This is a genomic window from Alphaproteobacteria bacterium (assembly GCA_002869105.1).
Classification (GTDB): domain Bacteria; phylum Pseudomonadota; class Alphaproteobacteria; order UBA7879; family UBA7879; genus UBA7879.
In genome coordinates this window covers 174,794-192,535 of the sequence record PKTP01000007.1, presented here as the reverse complement: position 1 = coordinate 192,535, position 17,742 = coordinate 174,794, and the positions used below count along the sequence as shown (strand labels likewise).

At 47.1% G+C, this 17,742-nt stretch carries 15 protein-coding genes; 7 read left to right on the top strand and 8 right to left on the bottom strand.

The features are described from left to right. Positions 1-15: 15 nt before the first annotated feature. The 3 genes from C0582_03985 to C0582_03975 all read right to left on the bottom strand — a co-directional run bounded on the left by C0582_03985 (position 16) and on the right by C0582_03975 (position 2,172). Positions 16-348, bottom strand: coding sequence for a hypothetical protein (locus C0582_03985; protein ID PLX29695.1), 333 nt, complete (start codon positions 346-348; stop codon positions 16-18). A 3-nt stretch (positions 349-351) separates the two neighbouring features. Further along, positions 352-894, bottom strand: coding sequence for a hypothetical protein (locus C0582_03980; GenBank protein PLX29694.1), 543 nt, complete (start codon positions 892-894; stop codon positions 352-354). Positions 895-1,032: 138 nt separating this feature from the next. After that, a complete protein-coding gene (locus C0582_03975; GenBank protein ID PLX29693.1) occupies positions 1,033-2,172 on the bottom strand; it encodes a hypothetical protein in 1,140 nt (379 codons plus the stop codon). A gap of 31 nt (positions 2,173-2,203) precedes the next feature. Here C0582_03975 and C0582_03970 point away from each other — a divergent pair, with 31 nt between their 5' ends. Beyond that, on the top strand, positions 2,204-3,094 hold the full coding sequence (locus C0582_03970; GenBank protein ID PLX29692.1) for a hypothetical protein: 891 nt from the start codon (positions 2,204-2,206) through the stop codon (positions 3,092-3,094). On the opposite strand, the gene C0582_03965 is transcribed toward C0582_03970, so the two are convergent. Then, positions 3,071-3,568: a ribonuclease HI gene (locus C0582_03965; protein ID PLX29691.1), complete on the bottom strand. Its 498-nt coding sequence runs from the start codon at positions 3,566-3,568 to the stop codon at positions 3,071-3,073. The genes C0582_03970 and C0582_03965 overlap by 24 nt on opposite strands. 32 nt (positions 3,569-3,600) lie before the next feature. Between C0582_03965 and C0582_03960 the strand changes: the two genes are divergently transcribed. The 3 genes from C0582_03960 to C0582_03950 are packed head-to-tail and all read left to right on the top strand — an operon-like array spanning position 3,601 to position 5,799. Beyond that, on the top strand, positions 3,601-4,305 hold the full coding sequence (locus C0582_03960) for a DNA/RNA nuclease SfsA (GenBank protein PLX29690.1): 705 nt from the start codon (positions 3,601-3,603) through the stop codon (positions 4,303-4,305). Continuing rightward, positions 4,302-5,108 (top strand): type I methionyl aminopeptidase, encoded by an 807-nt coding sequence (gene map, locus C0582_03955; protein ID PLX29689.1) that lies wholly within the window; start codon positions 4,302-4,304, stop codon positions 5,106-5,108. The genes C0582_03960 and map overlap by 4 nt, the downstream gene beginning before the upstream one ends. Position 5,109: 1 nt before the next feature. Continuing rightward, on the top strand, positions 5,110-5,799 hold the full coding sequence (locus C0582_03950; protein ID PLX29688.1) for a hypothetical protein: 690 nt from the start codon (positions 5,110-5,112) through the stop codon (positions 5,797-5,799). Here C0582_03950 and C0582_03945 read toward each other — a convergent pair. The 4 genes from C0582_03945 to dnaN are packed head-to-tail and all read right to left on the bottom strand — an operon-like array spanning position 5,744 to position 12,324. Further along, a complete protein-coding gene (locus tag C0582_03945; GenBank protein PLX29687.1) occupies positions 5,744-7,609 on the bottom strand; it encodes a hypothetical protein in 1,866 nt (621 codons plus the stop codon). The genes C0582_03950 and C0582_03945 overlap by 56 nt on opposite strands. Positions 7,610-7,621: 12 nt before the next feature. Next, entirely contained in the window at positions 7,622-10,051 is a 2,430-nt protein-coding gene (gene gyrB, locus C0582_03940; GenBank protein ID PLX29686.1) for a DNA topoisomerase (ATP-hydrolyzing) subunit B, read from the bottom strand. An 11-nt stretch (positions 10,052-10,062) separates the two neighbouring features. Next, the gene (locus C0582_03935; protein ID PLX29685.1) at positions 10,063-11,193 is read right to left on the bottom strand and encodes a DNA replication/repair protein RecF; all 1,131 of its coding nucleotides are present in this window, start codon (positions 11,191-11,193) and stop codon (positions 10,063-10,065) included. A gap of 9 nt (positions 11,194-11,202) precedes the next feature. Further along, on the bottom strand, positions 11,203-12,324 hold the full coding sequence (dnaN, locus tag C0582_03930) for a DNA polymerase III subunit beta (protein PLX29684.1): 1,122 nt from the start codon (positions 12,322-12,324) through the stop codon (positions 11,203-11,205). A 1,067-nt stretch (positions 12,325-13,391) separates the two neighbouring features. Here dnaN and C0582_03925 point away from each other — a divergent pair. From C0582_03925 to C0582_03915, 3 genes are all read left to right on the top strand, one after another. Continuing rightward, positions 13,392-14,567: a hypothetical protein gene (locus tag C0582_03925; protein ID PLX29683.1), complete on the top strand. Its 1,176-nt coding sequence runs from the start codon at positions 13,392-13,394 to the stop codon at positions 14,565-14,567. A 68-nt stretch (positions 14,568-14,635) separates the two neighbouring features. Then, entirely contained in the window at positions 14,636-15,493 is an 858-nt protein-coding gene (locus C0582_03920; GenBank protein PLX29808.1) for a glycine--tRNA ligase subunit alpha, read from the top strand. Continuing rightward, on the top strand, positions 15,490-17,532 hold the full coding sequence (locus C0582_03915) for a glycine--tRNA ligase subunit beta (protein ID PLX29682.1): 2,043 nt from the start codon (positions 15,490-15,492) through the stop codon (positions 17,530-17,532). The genes C0582_03920 and C0582_03915 overlap by 4 nt, the downstream gene beginning before the upstream one ends. Positions 17,533-17,742 lie beyond the last annotated feature (210 nt).

Below are 17,742 nucleotides of genomic sequence, written 5' to 3'. Positions count from 1 at the left end.
CCTCTACACAATATTTTAAATTTGCAGATGTGCCGGTTTTTGATTGCCCTCTACTTGTAATTGGCCTCCAGTCAAGCTTATAATAGCCTCTGCAAGATCTTGAACGAGAGCCGCATATTCAGCAGTTCTTTGTTTATATTTTTGGGCGCGTTCTTTTTGGGCACTGTAATCTGTCACCATTCTTTGTGTGTGTGCATACAATCTATCAACATTCTCTTTAAGGGCCTGATCTGTAAATTTATGCCCAAATGCTCTGACAATATTTGCAATGCCTTTAATTTGATCAGTTGCTTCAAGATTGAGAAGTCTCTGAGCTTCAGCAGCTAAATAATTTTTCTGCTTTTTCATTTGCTATTGTAACTTTTCAAGTTTTGCTTTTTTGCGAGAAATTTCATGATCTAACATGTCTACTTTTTGTTGAAGTGAAACATTTTGGCCAATAATTTTTGCAGCATCAGCCTCAGTAAGCTGTGTAAGACCCGTTATCTTTGAAACACCTGTCAAGTGTGTATATGCCGCGGATGGTGCCACTGACCCAGCTGCTGATGTGGTTGAGGAAGCATCGCCCTCCGATGCTGCCAGTTCACGAAGCGCACCCAATCTTGGGCCTGCACTAGATGTCTTTAAAAGGTCATCGAGATTGCTAGCAGCAGAGAGATTTGTCCTAGCAAGTGGGCGTCGGCCAAGGGATGTTGGTGCAGAAAGTTGCATGCCATCCTCAGTTATGCTGTTTTCATTATCACCGGGCCCAGCTGAAATATTTAAGCAGAGCACTGTCATAGTTACCGCTAGGTACCTATTGGATTTGTTGAGTGTAGTTTTCATAATATTTTTCTCCATTTCTATGGGTCGTTTTTGTTCTTTTGTTGGGTTAATTTTGTTCAAACTATTCACGGGACATTTCCTTAAAAATCTTCAGGGGTTGCATTTTCTGAGCCAGGACCAGCAGCCAAATCTCTGCTTATACCAAGTGGTTTTTGTGAAGAATCATCAGGACTTGGTTTTGCAGCAGCGTTTTTAGGGCGCAGCGGGCTACTCGGTAGCTGAAGAAGAATACTTTCTTTGGCTTTGAGGGGATGTCTGTGGCGCAGGGTGAGGAGTTCGCTTAAGTTTTGCAGGTGTTTTAAAGCTCGCCCCAAATCTTTTGAGGGCATCTTTTTCAAGTTCTTGTCTTTCTTCTTCCTCTGATATGAATGTTCTCGTAACTTGTTTTTGTAACTCTAAATGAGCTGGGGGAGGGGAGTTGAGCTCATCTAGAGAACCATAGCTGTCACTAACCAGATCGAACGTAGAGATGTTGTCTGCAGGGTTAGATGATGCTCTTCTTGATTTAACAAAGCCTTTAGAGTGTCGTGAAGAACTAGAGGATGACTCATCTTCTCCTAGATCAAATACTGAACTTGGAGCAAAGCTACTTGTTGGGGCTGAGATTTTTACTGCAGGAGCACCAGCTGCCCCTGTTAGATCAGGAGCAGAGGTTTCTTGCCCATGAGATTCTGTTATGTGAGAAGGGGTTCCGGACAAATCAAAAACATCACTATCGCCACCTGACAAGTGAGATCCAGCTGAACGAGATCCTTCTTCTGGGGCACTTCTTTTTTGCAATAATGCGTTTCCTCTTGCAAGTTGTAAAGCAATAGAAGTTCCATTTACCTGACCAAGTGTTGCGGGGATGTGAGCAGTTAGAATCCCAGAAACATAATCGTCTTTTGCCCCTGGATTGAGTTTATTAAAGGTAGCGCCGTATATATTTTTCATTGTTTCTTCAACAAATGGCCAGAGCGCGCTTCTTAGAGAGTTCGTATCTCCGCCGTTTTCGCTGAACATTTGTACAGCTCTTGCAAATATATTATCGCTGTCATAACGATCCTGTGCCAGGTCGCGTTGGCGTTTCATCTCTTGTTCTTGAAGTTCTGTTTGTTCTTGCAAAAGAGCTTTTTCTTTTTCAAATGCACGAGATTTCAACTCTCCCAAAACGCTGGAAAATTTATTTTTAACTTTCAAGTCCTCGACCTGTCGTTGCGCCTCTGCCAATGCTTGATCACGCCGGTGGATATAATTTTGAATCCATTTAAGATCTTCATGGGCTTGTTGAATGGTTTTTTTAAAATCTTCATCAGGGGTAGAAAGCTTAGAAAGATCTAGCTTAAGCGAATGATAATTGAACAGCACTAATAGTGGAAGTAAAAAAATCAGAAGTGCGGTGCATAAACTTGGCGTTCAACGCACTACAGCGCTTACCAGTTTACGGCGGTTACAAGCAAAAATAGGCCTTACACTCTTTGATATTTCGAAAGCAGGAAATGTACGCTCCAGACCTGAAGCTGAGCATATCCTTGCAAACTTTTCCCAGATTGTCGGGGCCTATGATCATATGTATTCAACTCTGGGGATGCATTACAAAACTGAAAGCCCCAGTGAAGTAATCCTGTCGTCAACGCAAACCATTTTGGAAGGTTTTTTTGCGCCATACATTGCAGATTTTTATAACAAAACGCCTGACCTAGATTTATCCATTAGCCAAATTGACTCGTTCTTTCACATCGATCAACGGTACAATGAAATCTTCCTATGTTCCTGGCTTGATAATGAAACCAACGAATATTTTGATTATATTCCGTTTTATAACTTTAAGCAGAAATTATGGGCTTCTCCTAAGCTTATTGAGAAAACAGGTCCCATCAAAATCCTGGATGATTTAAAAGGAAAAACACTGATGTTCTTTAATAGTCCTCTGCCCAAAGTAGCTAAATATGGCAAGAAATACAGCAAGTATGATCTTTTGAAAGCGACTGAAAAAACACGTGTTATTAATGTTTATGGGCCGCGCATTATGGACGTTTTGGCTGAGCAAGGCCTGGGGATTATCTCTGCCTCTGAAGAAACGCTTCGATTGACGAATTTAAATTTGGTTCAGGTTTTGCCGGATTTTGAGGGGGATGAAATTGATTTTTATGTGCGGGTGAACAAAAACTTTCTCCCGTCCAAAACGTGTCAAGAGCTATTGAAGTGGGTGTTTGAGAGCCGTGATCACGCATTGGCAAAAATTGGCATGTCCACAAACATTAAGTTAAAGGATCACGTGCGAGGATGACGTGGCTTTGTCTAGATGAGTTTTGATGGTTTTTTGAACCAAGCCATCGACATACTCATTTTCCAGATGGCCGTCATGACCGCGAACCCAATGCCAAGTGACATGGTGTTTTTGATTTAAACGGTCAAGCTCTTGCCAGAGATCCAGGTTTTTTATTTTCTTTTTAACCGCTGTTTGCCAGTTGTTGCAGCGCCAGTCTGCAATGTAAGAAGTCATCCCTTTCACAACATATTGACTGTCGGAATAAAGATGGACGGTCATTGGGCGCTTCAGTTGACCCAGCCCGTGAATGGCCGCCATCAGCTCCATCCGGTTGTTGGTGGTTTGAGGGTCAAACCCTGAAAACCCTTTTTCCTGACCCTGCCATCTTAGTAGAGCGGCCCATGCGCCCGGGCCTGGATTTCCATGACACCCGCCATCGGTGTATATGTAGACATCTTTTCTCAAAGCAGACCATGTGTTATCACTATTCATTAAGTGTTAATAAAAATAGTGGTTTCTGTCCAATGAACTTTTCTAAACCATTACAGATCGGACGTCTTGTCCGGCGCTATAAGAGGTTTTTAGCTGATATTGAATGCGAAGATGGATCTGTGGTGACGGTGCATTGTCCCAACTCTGGATCCATGATGGGGCTTAAGGACCTGGGGCTGAAAGTTGCCTTTAGTATGAGTGACAATCCTACCCGCAAACTTCCATATACGCTTGAAATGGTTCAAGTTGAGGGGGCTTGGGTTGGCGTTAATACCCAGTGGCCAAATAAGCTTTTCCAAAACGCTTTTGTTGCCGAAAAACTAGAGGCGTTTAAACTCTATAAAACCTGTCAGCCTGAAGTGAGAGTAGGCATGCAAACCCGCCTCGACTTTTTGCTCACCACCCCAACACAGCGCTGCTATGTGGAGGTGAAAAATGTGACACTCATGAGAAACGAAAGCTGCGCTGAGTTTCCAGATGCAGTGACTCTACGCGGCGCTAAACATCTTCAAACGCTGATGGATTTGAGAGATCAGGGCGATGCCGCAAGTCTTGTTTTTATGGTTCAAAGAGAGGATTGCACGCGGTTTAGACCTGCCTGTGATATAGATCCAAGCTATGCTAAGCTCTTGCAACAAGCGTATCAAAAAGGTGTTGTTGTGATTGCTTATTCCTGTAAAGTGTCTCCGACTGGCATCAACATCATAGGAGAATTACCATTGGAGCTAGAGATATGAGTTATTTTGACCACGCCGGCAAGCAGGTGCGCATTCACACCAAAGCTGAATTTGAGAAAATGCATCAAGCGGGCCAGTTGGCAGCTGAAACACTCGACTTCATTACACCGCATGTTGTCCCTGGTGTGAGCACGGACTACTTGAATGAGCTCTGCCATGAGTTCATTATTGATCATGGGGCTGTTCCAGCACCCCTGAACTACCGTGGATTTCCAAAATCTATATGCACGTCGGTGAATCATGTGATTTGTCATGGCATTCCTGGTCCTAAAGTGCTGAAGGACGGAGACTCTCTTAATATTGATGTAACGGTTATCCTAGATGGTTGGTATGGTGATACCAGTCGGATGTTTTATGTGGGTAAACCAACCATCAAAGCTCAAAAACTCATTGAAACAACCTATGAGTGCTTGATGGATGCCATTGCCATCGTTAAGCCTGGGGTGACATTAGGTGATATCGGTCACGTTATTCAATCAAAAGCTGAAAAGAAAGGCTATTCCATTGTACGCGAGTTTTGTGGGCATGGATTGGGTCAGGTTTTTCATACCGCGCCAGAGGTGCTGCACTACGGTAAACCCGGAACAGGGATGAAACTTGCTGCGGGTATGTTTTTTACCATTGAGCCGATGATTAATATTGGGAAGCCCGATCTGCGTATGCTTGCTGATGATTGGACAGCTGTGACGCGTGACAAAAGTTTATCTGCGCAGTTTGAACACAGCATAGGCGTGACTGAAACAGGATGTGAAATTTTCACGCTGTCGCCAAAAGGATGGCATTGCCCGCCATACAAAAGTTAGCATGACTATCAAGCATCTGAATCATGGTCATAGACAACGTTTACGGGATCGCCTGTTGCAAAGTGGCCCAGATGCGATGGCGCCTGATGAGCTTATTGAGTTAATTTTATTCCTTAGTATTCCAAGAGGGGATGTCAAGCCAATTGCTAAAAAACTGTGGCAGCGTTACGGTACTTTTCAAGAATTGATTGATCGGCCAATTGATGAATTAAAACAACTCTCAGGCCTTGGTGACCAGACCATTGCAACGCTTAAGACCATTCATGCCTTAGCTGTTCAGTTGACCTCACCAACAAAACAACAAAAGCCGCTGTTAACAGCATTTGATCAACTGATCAAATATGTCCGCTTGCGCATGACTCCCTTTGAATGCGAGCATTACTTGGTGTTTTATCTGAATGCGCGCCATCAGGTGCTATACGAAGATATTCAAACGCAAGGGGGCGTTAACGCTGTTCTGATTCATCCAAAAGCGATGATGCGTCAGGCACTTAATTGTTCGGCTTCAGGTCTTATGTTGTTTCATAATCACCCGAGTGGCCGGGCGATGCCTTCAGAGCAAGATGATCAAATCACCACAAAATTACAAACCATGTGCCACAGCTTGGAAATAGAATTGGTTGATCATGTGATCATCACTCAAGATTCCTACTATTCTTACCAGGAAAAGAACCAGTCTTACGTATCTTAGGTAGCCCGGAGAGAATGGTTTGCCGCCAGATTTGTGCGGGCAAACGCCCCCCTGTGACACGTTTCATCGGTGCGCCATCATCATTTCCTACCCATACGCTTAAGGTTAATGTTGGGGTAAAGCCCATAAACCAGGCATCTTTATGGTTTTGTGATGTGCCAGTTTTACTTCCTTTGCTGATACCCGCAATATACGCTCTTCGACCTGTGCCGATTTGATTAGAGCTTTGAAGAAGGGTGGTCATCTGTTGTACAATGTCAGGTGTTAGTAAAAGTCTGGAAGTTGTTGTTGAGGGGCGCTGATAGAGAAGCTGCCCCTTCAGGTTATGCACCTCAAGAATGCAATAGGGCTCAAGATCATAGCCATCATTCGCAAGGGTTGTATAGGCTTTGGTAATAGTGAGTAAGGATCCAGACGTGCTGCCGAGCGCTGTGCTGAGATTGGGTTCAAAAGGGCCACTGAGACCGAGGCGCTTCGCCACTTCAATGACAGGCTGAATGCCAACGCGATGGGCAATCCGAACGGCGATGGCATTGACCGAATAGGTGAACCCATCCAAGAGAGAAATCTGGCCCCGCGGCCGCCAGCCGTAATTGCGGGGCTGCCAGTTTTGCAGCTTGGGCGGGGTGTCAGAGAACATATCGGTTAGTTTTAAGCCGTGTTCAAGACCGGCCAAATACACAAAAAGCTTAAAGATAGAGCCATACTGACGCTGGCTTTGCCAAGCACGGTTATAAGAAGAGCGGTAATAATCAAGTCCCCCCACAAGGGCGACAATGGCTCCATCATGCTGCAAACCAACAAATGCTCCTTGGTTGACGTTGAGTGAGGCTTGATTTGCTGAAATTTGCACCTGCAAAGCCGTGTTGGCATTGTGTTGGAGCGTTGAATTCAGGGTTGTTGTGACAATTAAATCTTCATCCGTTTTGAGAATGGACGCGAGTTCTTGGCGGGCGTAATCAATAAAATAACCGGTGTTATCACGCAGGGAACGTGGTTGAAATTTAAGGGTATCTATTTGTTTTTCCAACGTTTTTCCAAGGGCAGGCGTGATGGTATTTTGTTGGACCATGCGTGTGATGACAAGCTTGCCACGCTGACGGAGTTTATCAGGGTTTACAAAGGGTGACAGCAGGCTTGGCGCTTTAAGGAGCGAGACAATCAGAGCGGATTCAGCCAGAGTTAGCCGACTGGCCGGCTTGCCAAAGTATTCTTGTGCCGCAGCGTCAACGCCATAAACACCTGAGCCGAGATAAACCCGGTTGAAGTAGATGGCTAACAGCTGGTTTTTACTGAATTTATTTTCAAGTTTCCAGGCTAAAATCAGCTCTTGAACCTTTCTTTTCAGCGAGCGTTCCGGCGTTAAAAAGATATTTTTGGCAATTTGTTGGGTAATGGTGCTGCCACCTTGAACAATGGATCTGGAGGTGATGTTTTTGATAAAGGCCCGAAATAATCCATAAATATCAATGCCATGATGCTCCATAAAGCGACTGTCTTCAATGGCCAGCAAGGTGGTTTTGAGCGAGGCTGGAATGGTGTTTGGTTGGATGGTTTCGCCGGTTAAGTCGCCGTGACGGCCGATTTCCTGGCGATGACGGTTAAGATAAACAATGCTTTGACGCTTACTCCCGGGTTTGACTTGGTCAATGCTCGGCAAACCCTGCAGGAGCCAAGCGCCGACAAAGAGAAAAACGATAAAAAAGAACGCCAAAAAAGGAAGCAAAAACCGCCTTATTTTGATCGAAATTGAGCTTTTTGGAGCCGATTTTGATCGTTTTGGGCGTGATTTTATGTGGTATTTATTCACCGTTAATCGCGACTAAGCATCCAAGTTTTGAACATTCAGCGCATTTTCCTGAATGAATGCTCGACGAGGTTCAACGACATCTCCCAATAAGGTTGAGATCATTTCATCGGCTTCTTCAGCGTGATGCATTTTAATCTGAATCAACGTTCGAGCTTCGGGGTCGAGGGTTGTTTCCCAAAGTTGGTCGGCACTCATTTCACCTAGTCCCTTATAGCGGGTGATGGTGATGCCTTTCAGACCCTGATCTTCGATATATTTGAAGAGAGCAATTGGACTGAAGAAAACTTTTTCACCCTCTTTGGTGCGCAAAACAGGCTCTTGCTCAAAAAACTCTTTCAGCTGCGTGTGCAGACCGTTGAGCTGATAGGCTTCGGCGGTTTGTGCCAGTTCTGGACTTACGATGAACATTTCAGGGACATCATTTTTACGCGAGTTCAAAACCAACGCCCCTTGACCATCGATGTGGCCATGCCAAGTGGTTTGATCGGGAATTTTGTTTAAGCGCTCAAGAATTTTCTCGAGCGTTGCCTCGGTGTACTGACCATCAACAAGGTTCTTGATATCCAACAAACCGGCAATGGCCATTTGCTCAATGATATGGGCATAGGGGAATTGACGCGTTAAATGCACCACCAAGGTTTTGACGCGGTGGCACATGGCCGCGAAAGCGACCAAATCTTGAGCAGTGCTTTGCAGGCCATTGCCATAATGCAACACGGCATCTTTTAATCCCTCTTGGATCAGGTAATTGGCAAACGCTTCTTCATCCTGCATGAAAATTTCAGATTGGCCGCGCTTGACTTTGTACAAAGGCGGACGGGCCGCATAGAGATAGCCCCGCTCAATGATTTCTGGCATTTGCCGGAAGAAGAAGGTCAAGATCAAGGTCCGAATATGACTGCCATCAACATCGGCATCGGTCATGATGATGATGCGGTGATAACGGAGTTTATCAATATTGAACTCTTCTTTACCGATGCTTGTGCCCAGGGCACAGATCAAGTTACCAATTTGCTCTGAAGCAATCATCCGATCAAAACGGGAGCGTTCAACGTTTAAAATTTTCCCCCGCAAAGGTAGAACAGCTTGGAACTTTCGATCCCGGGCTTGCTTGGCAGACCCTCCGGCACTGTCCCCCTCAACGATGAGGATTTCACTTTGCGCTGGATCTTTTTCCTGACAATCCGAAAGTTTTCCAGGCAGTGAGGCAATTTCCAGTACACTTTTCCGGCGGGTGAGTTCACGGGCTTTGCGGGCTGCTTCCCGCGCCGTTGCAGCCTCAATGACTTTTTGAATAATTTTCTTAGCTTCATCTGGGTTTTCTTCAAGCCATTGATTGAGCTTGTCTGCAATGACGGATTCAACCACCGGCCGAACTTCCGAAGAGACCAATTTATCTTTGGTTTGAGAGGAAAACTTGGGGTCAGGTACTTTAACCGAGAGCACACAGGTGAGACCCTCCCGGGAATCATCGCCGTTGATGGTAACTTTTTCTTTTTTAAGTAAACCAGAAGCGTTGGCATAGCCATTGATCGCCCGGGTCATGGCTGCCCGCAACCCTGCCAAATGGGTACCACCATCCCGTTGGGGAATATTGTTGGTAAAACACAAGGTGTTTTCATGGTAGGCATCTGTCCATTCCATGGCGGCTTCAACTTCGATGCCGTTTTTACTGCCTTCAAAACTGATGGGCGGGTGCAAAGGATGTTTCGCCCTATCAAGGAACTTCACATAGGCCGTAAGCCCCCCTTCATAGCAGAGATCAGCCACTTTTTCAGGCTGCGTGCGCGCATCGGTTAAGATTAAGTGTACCCCCGAGTTTAAGAACGCTAACTCACGCAAGCGGTGCTCAAGCGTTGAATAGATAAATTCTATGTGCGTGAAAACATCTGTCGAGGGGGTGAACTGAACTTTGGTGCCGGTTCGTCCTGGTTCCGCATCGCCCACAACTTTGAGAGGGCTGATGGTGGCGCCATCGGAAAATTCAACCACGTGTTCTTTTCCTTCACGCCAAATGGTCAGTTTTAAATGAGAGGAAAGGGCATTCACCACGGAAATACCAACCCCGTGTAATCCCCCAGATACTTTGTAAGAATTTTGATCAAATTTACCACCGGCATGAAGCTGGGTCATGATCACTTCAGCGGCTGAGATGCCTTCACCTTCGTGGTGGGCTACCGGGATCCCCCGGCCGTTATCTTGAACGGTGACGGACCCATCGGGGTTAAGGGTGACATTAACAACATCACAGTGGCCAGCCAGCGCTTCATCAATGGAGTTGTCAACGACTTCATAGACCATGTGGTGCAAACCAGATCCATCATCGGTATCCCCAATATACATCCCGGGGCGTTTACGAACCGCTTCAAGCCCTTTCAGGACACGAATGGAATGGGCGCCATATTCTTGAGGATCAGCTGAAGTGTTTGGGGTATCTGACATGTTTTATTTTCCTAACTTTGCGGCGTTGTTGTAAAGAACTGAGCGTTTCCGGCAAGGGCCTCAAAGAGGGCTTCATCAGTACCGGTTAGCCACGTTTGCATTTTTAAATCCACTATTTCATTAAATAGTTTTTCCCGTTTGCTTTGATCTAAGTGTGCCACCACTTCGTCCAAAAGGACAATTGGCATCCGGTGTTTTTTTGCCTGAGCCAACCGCGCATGCGCTAAGAGAAGCGAGACCAAAAGCGCTTTTTGTTCACCTGTTGAGCATACCTCAGCCGGGCGGTTAAAATCAAGGTGATTGACACATAAAACGCTTTGATGCCCTCCCATGCTGTTGGTGCGATTGAGAAGATCTTCAGCGCGATGATCTCGGAGATAGCGGCAAATCTTTTCTTCAACGGCCAGAGCTGGGCTTTGGTCCAGCCATGTTTCGATTTGGCCAGTAAGGGTACAGAGCGGAATGGGAAACGGCGTTTGCCTGCTTTGCAATTCGGCATTCAGTTCCCGGAGATAGGCTTGACGGGTGTTGATGATCACCACAGATTCGCGGGCAATGCGATCTTCTAGAACCCGATACCACACATCATCGGTGACCTGATCACGCAGCAACTTACTGCGTTCGCGTAAGGCGTATTCCAATTTGGCGGTATGTGTTTGATGATGCGGGAATAAGGCAGAGATCAATCGATCGAGAAATTTGCGTTTGGGGGCGGCAGATTCCATGAAGATTTGATCCATGAAAGGCGTGAGCCATAAAACCGTGAGCCACTGAAATAAGTCTGTTTGGTTGGTGACCGTGCCATTGACCAAGGTTTTGCGCTTGGTTAAGGTTTCAGGATCTTGCGCCGCCACCACTGTGTGACTGTCGGTGTCACTATAATGCAGGCGACCATGAACCGCCCAGGGGCTCTGCCTTTCTTGAAACCGGCGCATGTCAGGAATTTTTGCCCGGCGGAGCCCTTTGCTGGTGCCGAGAATAGAGATCGATTCCAGGATATTGGTTTTCCCCGTGCCGTTGGGCCCCGTTATCACCACCGGCCGGGTATCGGTTTCAAGGGTGAGAGCGGTGTAATTTCGGAATGAATAGAGATTAAGCTCAGCCAGCCAGCATGCCGACGCTGCAGGCGATGGGTTGTGCACCCTGCCTCCTTAAACGCGGATGGGCATCAGGACATAGAGGTTTTCACCCTCATCCTGACCATAGAGAATCATCGGCGTGTTTTCATCATGAAGCTGGCCCACCAGAGTTTTAGATTCGATGTGTTCCCCGATTTGGCTGAGATAGGCGGCGTTAAAACCTGTTTCTATCGCATCACCACTGTAATCAATGGCCACTTCTTCAACGGCGCTTCCTGCATTGGGACTGGCGGCTGAGAGCGTGAGACTGCCGGGATTGATGCTCATTTTGATGCCGTTGGTTTTATCTTGAGAGAGCAAGGACACCCGATCCACCGCCTCTAAAAAGTCACGGCGATTGATCTTAAGCTCAAAAGTATTTTGAGTGGGAATCACATCAACATAGTTAGGGAATTGACCATCTATCAGACGGGATTGAACGTGAATGGTGTTAAAGGCAAAAATCACTTGGGTCAAGGAAACGCTGACGTTCACATCGAAATCACGGTTTTTCTCAAGAAGCTTGAGGATCAGGCGAATGGTTTTGCGCGGAATAATCACCCCGGGCATGTCCATGCACGATTTAGGCGCTGGCTGTTGAGCATAAGCCAACCGATGACCATCGGTTGCAACGGCACGCAGGATTTCCCGGTCATCTTGTTTGAGGCTGTGCAGATAAACGCCATTCATGGTGTAATGCGAATCAACATCGGACATGGAAAAAGCTGTGTTGCGCAACAAGGCATAAAGTTCAGCGCCGGTTAAAGTAAATTGATTGGGGAGGTCGGCCGCCAAAGAGGCGCTGAATTGATCGGCTGAAATGGACGGCAATTGAAAACGCGCTTTGCCACTTTTAACAACGACTTGGCCGTTCTCTTCATTGCTTTTGAGTTCAATTTCAGAGCCATCGGGGATGCGGCAGACAATTTCATAGAGAGTGGCGATATTGATGGTGGTTGACCCGGGTTCCACAATGGTTGCTTTGGTTTCCTCGCGGATGCTGACATCCAGATCCGTGGTGGTGAGGAAAAGACGCCCGTCTTGCGCTTCGATCAAAACATTGCCCAAAACGGGAGAGATGTTCCTTTTTTCAACGATATAACGCACATGGCCCAGGGCCTCAGTTAAGCTTTTTTGTTCAATAACGAGTTTCATGAAAGTCCATTAATAAAAATTTAAAGGCATTATATTTTTTATGTCTCCCAACTGCAAGGAGATATGTAAGGACGGGCGGGAGAATTTTGACCCAGTATCCCAAGATTGCGATAGTTCTAGCGAGAGAGATAGCCGCGTTGGGGCTTGTGCACCGCCCACGCAAGGGCGCGAAGAAGCAGGGAAGGAGATTGCCGCAGTCGCGGGCTCCCCGCAATGACGATGGTTTTTTATGCACCGCCCACGCAAGGGCGAAGAATAAAAACGTCATCCTGAGGCGCGCATTTCTTTCCCCGTCATCCTGAGGAGAAACATTGTTTCGACGTGAGGATCTGGTTTAAGGATGGAGATTGCCAGTGTCTTGCTATGTGGTTATAATGAATCTATTCTAAAAACTTTGGGAGGAAAGTCTGATGAATTTATTGCGATTAAAGAGTGTGTTTATCTTGGTTTTTGGGGTTTTGACGCTGTCAAATGTATATGGCGATAATAGAGAAAATGGCTGTATGGAAGAGGGCGAATCCTGTCAGTGTTCTGGACCGAATGAGCTTTGGTCTGCATATGAAAATAAATGTAAGTTGAATGCAGATGGTTTAACTTGTGGCTGTGTTACGTCATATGAAGGTTGTAAAAAAGCAGACCAAGACTGCAAATGTGATAAAGGGAAGGTCTCCACGAGTCAAAATAAATGCATACTTATGATAAGCGATGGGACTGTATATGGGGTTTCATGTGGTTGTAAGTACTCCTAATCAAGTGGGAGGCGTGTGAAGATCTTTTGGAATTCGTAATGAGATTTTCATGGCGGCGTAAAACGCCTCCTCAGAATGACGATTATCTTCTAACAGTTTCCTTCCTTCGCAACGACGTCCCTGTTTGTCATTGCGAGACGGGGCGTAGCCCCAACGTGGCAATCTCCTTTATTCATGAGATCCTCACGTCGCTGCCCTCCTCAGGATGACGTGTGTTTTTTATGATCGAACTACCTGACTTGCACAGGAATGACAGACTAAAAAAAAATTGTGTGATCCTCCTTGCGTCTTTGACAGATTCTTCGTAAAACAGAATATATGACTTGGAATAAGTATATTGGCACAATTTTAATTGTGGCCGGAACAACCATTGGTGCCAGTATGTTGGCGCTCCCCCTGAAAACAGCTGAAATTGGGCTGCCGCGGGGCCTGATATTTATGGCGGTGGCTTGGCTGTTTATGCTGGCCAATGCTTACATCATTTTAAAAGCCATGAAGCCGCACCCAGAACACGCCACTTTTCATACGTTGGTGGTTGATGGTTTTGGTCGCCCCGGTGCTGTGGTGATGGCAATTGCAATGCTGTGGTTGTTTTATGCGTTGTTGGCTGCGTATGCCTCGGGGGCCAGTCAGCTATTGCATCAGTTCACGGGCTATCCGGCCAAAGGCATTGGGATGTTGATTTTTGCCGGGTTTGGCGGCGTGATTCTCTGGCATACCGGCTTCACGGATTATGCCAACCGGCTGTTATTTTTGGTGAAGCTGGCAGTATTTGTGGTGGTGGCTGTGCCGCTGATCCAAATGATTGAAGCGCGCGCGTTTCTGGCGTCTTTTGACCGGCCTTTGACGGGGTTACAGGGTGTGGGCCAATCCGTGGCAGTTTTATTGCTTTATATTGCTTCCTTTGGGTTTCATGGCAGCATTCCCAGCCTGATCACGTACAATAATGGCCAGGGTGCGGCGCTGCGCAAAGCGTTCTTTTGGGGGACGTTTTTATCCGTGGTGCTGTATTGTTTCTGGATTGCGCTGTGCTTAGAATTGACAAAATCAGAGCCCGCAGCGTTGAGAGATATGGCAACGATGATTAAGTTCTTGGGCCAAAAGACGGGGATTATTTGGATTGAAATTGGGCTCAATCTCTTTGCGTTGTTTGCAGTGTTGACTTCCTTTATTGGCGTTGGTTTGGGGCTTAGTGATTATTTTAGAGATATGCTGAAAACGGATCAGCGAGCCGCTCCCTCATTACTGGTGGGGGCGTGCACATTTGTGCCACCAATGGCGGTGATGCTCTATGATGATCAGTTGTTTGTTCAGGCTTTAGAATTTGCCGGAGTGGCTCTGGTCTTTATTGCGGTGTTGGTACCCAATGCCATTCTTCAGGTTCAACGCATACGGCGTCAGAATACCCTTTCAATAGGCGATCATGCGCTCTCTCTTTTTATGATTGCAGCAGCGCTGGTGTTGATTCCGCTTTACTTTTTCGGTTCTTTCTAATTGGGGCCTGTGCTATAGACTAGTAAGGACAATAAAAAGCAGTCGCCATGGAAACAGCCTTTCAAAATATGATTCTGAATCTGCAGATGTTTTGGGCCAAGCAAGGCTGTGCGATTTTACAACCCTATGATATGGAAGTGGGGGCAGGCACGTTTCATCCCGCGACAACGCTGCGGTCCGTGGATCCTCACCCCTGGAAGGCGGCGTATGTGCAGCCATGCCGGCGGCCAACCGATGGCCGATATGGCCAAAATCCCAATCGATTCCAACACTATTACCAATTTCAGGTCATCATTAAACCCTGCCCCATCAATGCCCAAGCGCTGTACCTCGATAGTTTAAAAGCCATGGGCTTTGATTTGAAGGCCAATGACGTTCGGTTTGTTGAGGATGACTGGGAGAGCCCCACACTCGGCGCCAGTGGCTTGGGTTGGGAAGTATGGGGCAATGGCGCTGAGATTTCTCAATTCACCTATTTCCAACAAATGGGCGGCTTGAAATGTGAACCGGTTTCCTTGGAGTTGACCTATGGATTAGAGCGCCTGGCCTTGGTTTTGCAGAATAAAAAAAGCGCGTTTGATCTTAACTGGAATGGTCAAACCGGGGCGGATCAAATCACGTGGGGGGATGTGTTTTATGAAAATGAAAAACAGCAATCCGCCTATAATTTTGAACATGCCGATGTGCCGGTTTTGATGGATCAGTTTAAGCACTATGAACAGCAGTGCGCAAAATTGGTGGACCATGCTTTGCCCTTGCCGGCGTATGATTTTTGTATGAAAGCCAGCCATGCCTTTAACTTGCTTGATGCCCGGGGGGCCATCAGCGTGACCGATCGCGCGGCATACATTGGGCGGGTGCGCGCCATGGCCAAAGCGTGCTGCTCTCTGTGGCGAGAACAACGGGAGTCAGGAAAAGGGGCATGAGCGATTTTTTGTTTGAAATCTTTTCGGAAGAAATCCCAGCGCGGATGCAACAAGCCGCCTGTCAGGCTCTGAAAGACCACTTTGAGAACGGCCTGGCCGAAAAAAACCTGAGCTTTGAGCGTGTGGAAACAGCTGTGACGCCGCGTCGATTGGCGATTTCAATTCAAGGCTTGCCAGCCACACAAGCGGATGAGGTGTTGGAACGTAAAGGCCCCGCGGTGAATGCACCCCAAAAAGCCATTGACGGATTTCTAGAGAGTGTCCAATTGTCTTTGGATCAGCTTGACCAGCGGGACTTGGATAAAAAGGGTGTGTTTTACTTTGCAGCCCTTACGCAAAAGGGACAGGCTACCGGGGAGATTTTGGCCGCGTTGATCAGCCGCTTTTTGCAAAGCTATCGCTGGCCCAAATCCATGCGGTGGGGATCTTCTGACTTTAGCTGGGTGCGGCCTATTCATACATTGGTGGCGTTGTTTGACGGTGAGATATTGCCGGTGCCAGCGCCCCATCCTGGAGTGACGGTTGGGCGGGTGTCATATGGCCATCGCTTTATGGCACCAGATGCTTTTGAGGTGCAAACCTGGGCGCAATACAACCAAGCGTTGCGAGATCGTTTTGTGATTCTCCGAGCAGAAGAGCGGGCGGAAAAAATTCAGGCCGGTTATCAGGAAAAAGCCAGCGATAGAGAATTGGTTTTGCCAGAGACCGCACAGGCACAAGCCAAGCAAGTGGCTGGCTTGGTGGAGTGGCCAGTGGTATGTGTGGGTCATTTTGCCAAAGACTTCCTGCAAATGCCTGTTGAAGTTTTAACCACCTCGATGTGGACGCATCAATATTATACCCCTCTTTATGATACGCAGGGGGCCTTGAGCCATGCTTTTGTTTTTACCGCTAATATTGATCCTGAAGCCGGGGTTGACGCCATTATTGCGGGAAATGAAGCGGTTCTTCAGGCGCGCCTTCAAGATGCTCAGTTCTTCTGGCGCGCTGATCAAAAAGCGAGCTTGGATGCCTGGAATGAAAAATTAAAAGCCCAAACCTTTCATGAGAAGTTAGGGACTGTCTATCAGCGCCTGGAGCGCTTTGAAAAAATGGCCGCCCAGCTAGATGACGCAAACGACGCGTTGAAACAGGCGTGCCGCTATGCCAAAGCTGATTTGGCCTCGCAGATGGTGGCAGAATTTCCGGAACTGCAAGGGGTGATGGGCGGTTATTATTTGGCCCATCATGGATATGATTCAGAGGTATGCCAAGCGGTGCGGCAGCACTACCAAGACCAGGGTCAAACCGACAAAACGGCAGCGCAGTTGGCCTTGATTGAGCGCTTGGATACCTTGACCAGTTTCTTTGCTGTGGGCATTCAGCCGACCAGCTCAAAAGACCCCTATGCGTTGCGCCGGGCGGCATTGGGAATCATTCGTTTGTGTGTTGATCATGGCATAAAGATGGACGTTGAAAGACTCATTCAAACAAATTATCTATCGGTGGTGAGCGATGAAAAAATCGACTATGCGGTGTACAGCCAACAATTGCGGCAGTTTATCCTGGATCGGTTCCGTTACTATTTAAAAGAAACGTATGCCCATGATGTGATTGACGCAACGCTGCGGAGCTCTTGGTTTGTGGAGAGTTTGGATTTTGCCCGGGCTGTGCAGGCCTGCCAGGTTCTGACAGCCGTGTTAAAAACCCCGCAGGGGCACAATTTGGTGATGGCTTTTGATCGGGTGGATCGCATTTTAGGAGAAGCTCAGGAAAGGGACCCTGTTGCAGAAGATGTGTTCCAACATTCCATTGAAACCGCCTTGTGTAAGGTGGTTCAGGCCTTGGAAAAAACAGTGCCGGATTTGGTCAAAACAGGCCAGTTTGAAGCTGTTTTGGGTCAGTTTGAGGCTCTTTATGATCCCTTGAATGCGTTTTTTGAAGGTGTTTTGGTGAATGATCCTGATGCCAAAATTGCTGCCAATCGCCGATCCCTTTTGCAGCTTCTGCGGTCTGTCATGCAGTGCTGTTTTCAGTTTGGATCGATCGAGAAAAGCTAAGAATTGCCGTTTTGGTATCAATCAGATCCTCACGTCATGGCTGCGCCATTCCTCAGGATGACGGGGAGATAAGTGTGCTCTTCAGGGGGTCGTCCTATTTGTCATTGCGAGGCGGGGCCGTAGCCCCAACGTGGCAATCTCCTTCCTCTTCTACGTCATTGCGAAGGAGTGAAACGACTGTGGCAATCTCTCTAGATCCTCACGTCGAAA

Coding starts and splice junctions, on each gene's coding strand:
- C0582_03965 (PLX29691.1), bottom strand. CDS start 3,568: ATGAATAGTGATAACACATGGTCTGCTTTGAGAAAAGATGTCTACATA.
- C0582_03960 (PLX29690.1), top strand. CDS start 3,601: ATGAACTTTTCTAAACCATTACAGATCGGACGTCTTGTCCGGCGCTAT.
- C0582_03950 (PLX29688.1), top strand. CDS start 5,110: ATGACTATCAAGCATCTGAATCATGGTCATAGACAACGTTTACGGGAT.
- C0582_03925 (PLX29683.1), top strand. CDS start 13,392: ATGACTTGGAATAAGTATATTGGCACAATTTTAATTGTGGCCGGAACA.
- C0582_03915 (PLX29682.1), top strand. CDS start 15,490: ATGAGCGATTTTTTGTTTGAAATCTTTTCGGAAGAAATCCCAGCGCGG.
- dnaN (PLX29684.1), bottom strand. CDS start 12,324: ATGAAACTCGTTATTGAACAAAAAAGCTTAACTGAGGCCCTGGGCCAT.
- map (PLX29689.1), top strand. CDS start 4,302: ATGAGTTATTTTGACCACGCCGGCAAGCAGGTGCGCATTCACACCAAA.
- C0582_03920 (PLX29808.1), top strand. CDS start 14,636: ATGATTCTGAATCTGCAGATGTTTTGGGCCAAGCAAGGCTGTGCGATT.
- C0582_03985 (PLX29695.1), bottom strand. CDS start 348: ATGAAAAAGCAGAAAAATTATTTAGCTGCTGAAGCTCAGAGACTTCTC.
- gyrB (PLX29686.1), bottom strand. CDS start 10,051: ATGTCAGATACCCCAAACACTTCAGCTGATCCTCAAGAATATGGCGCC.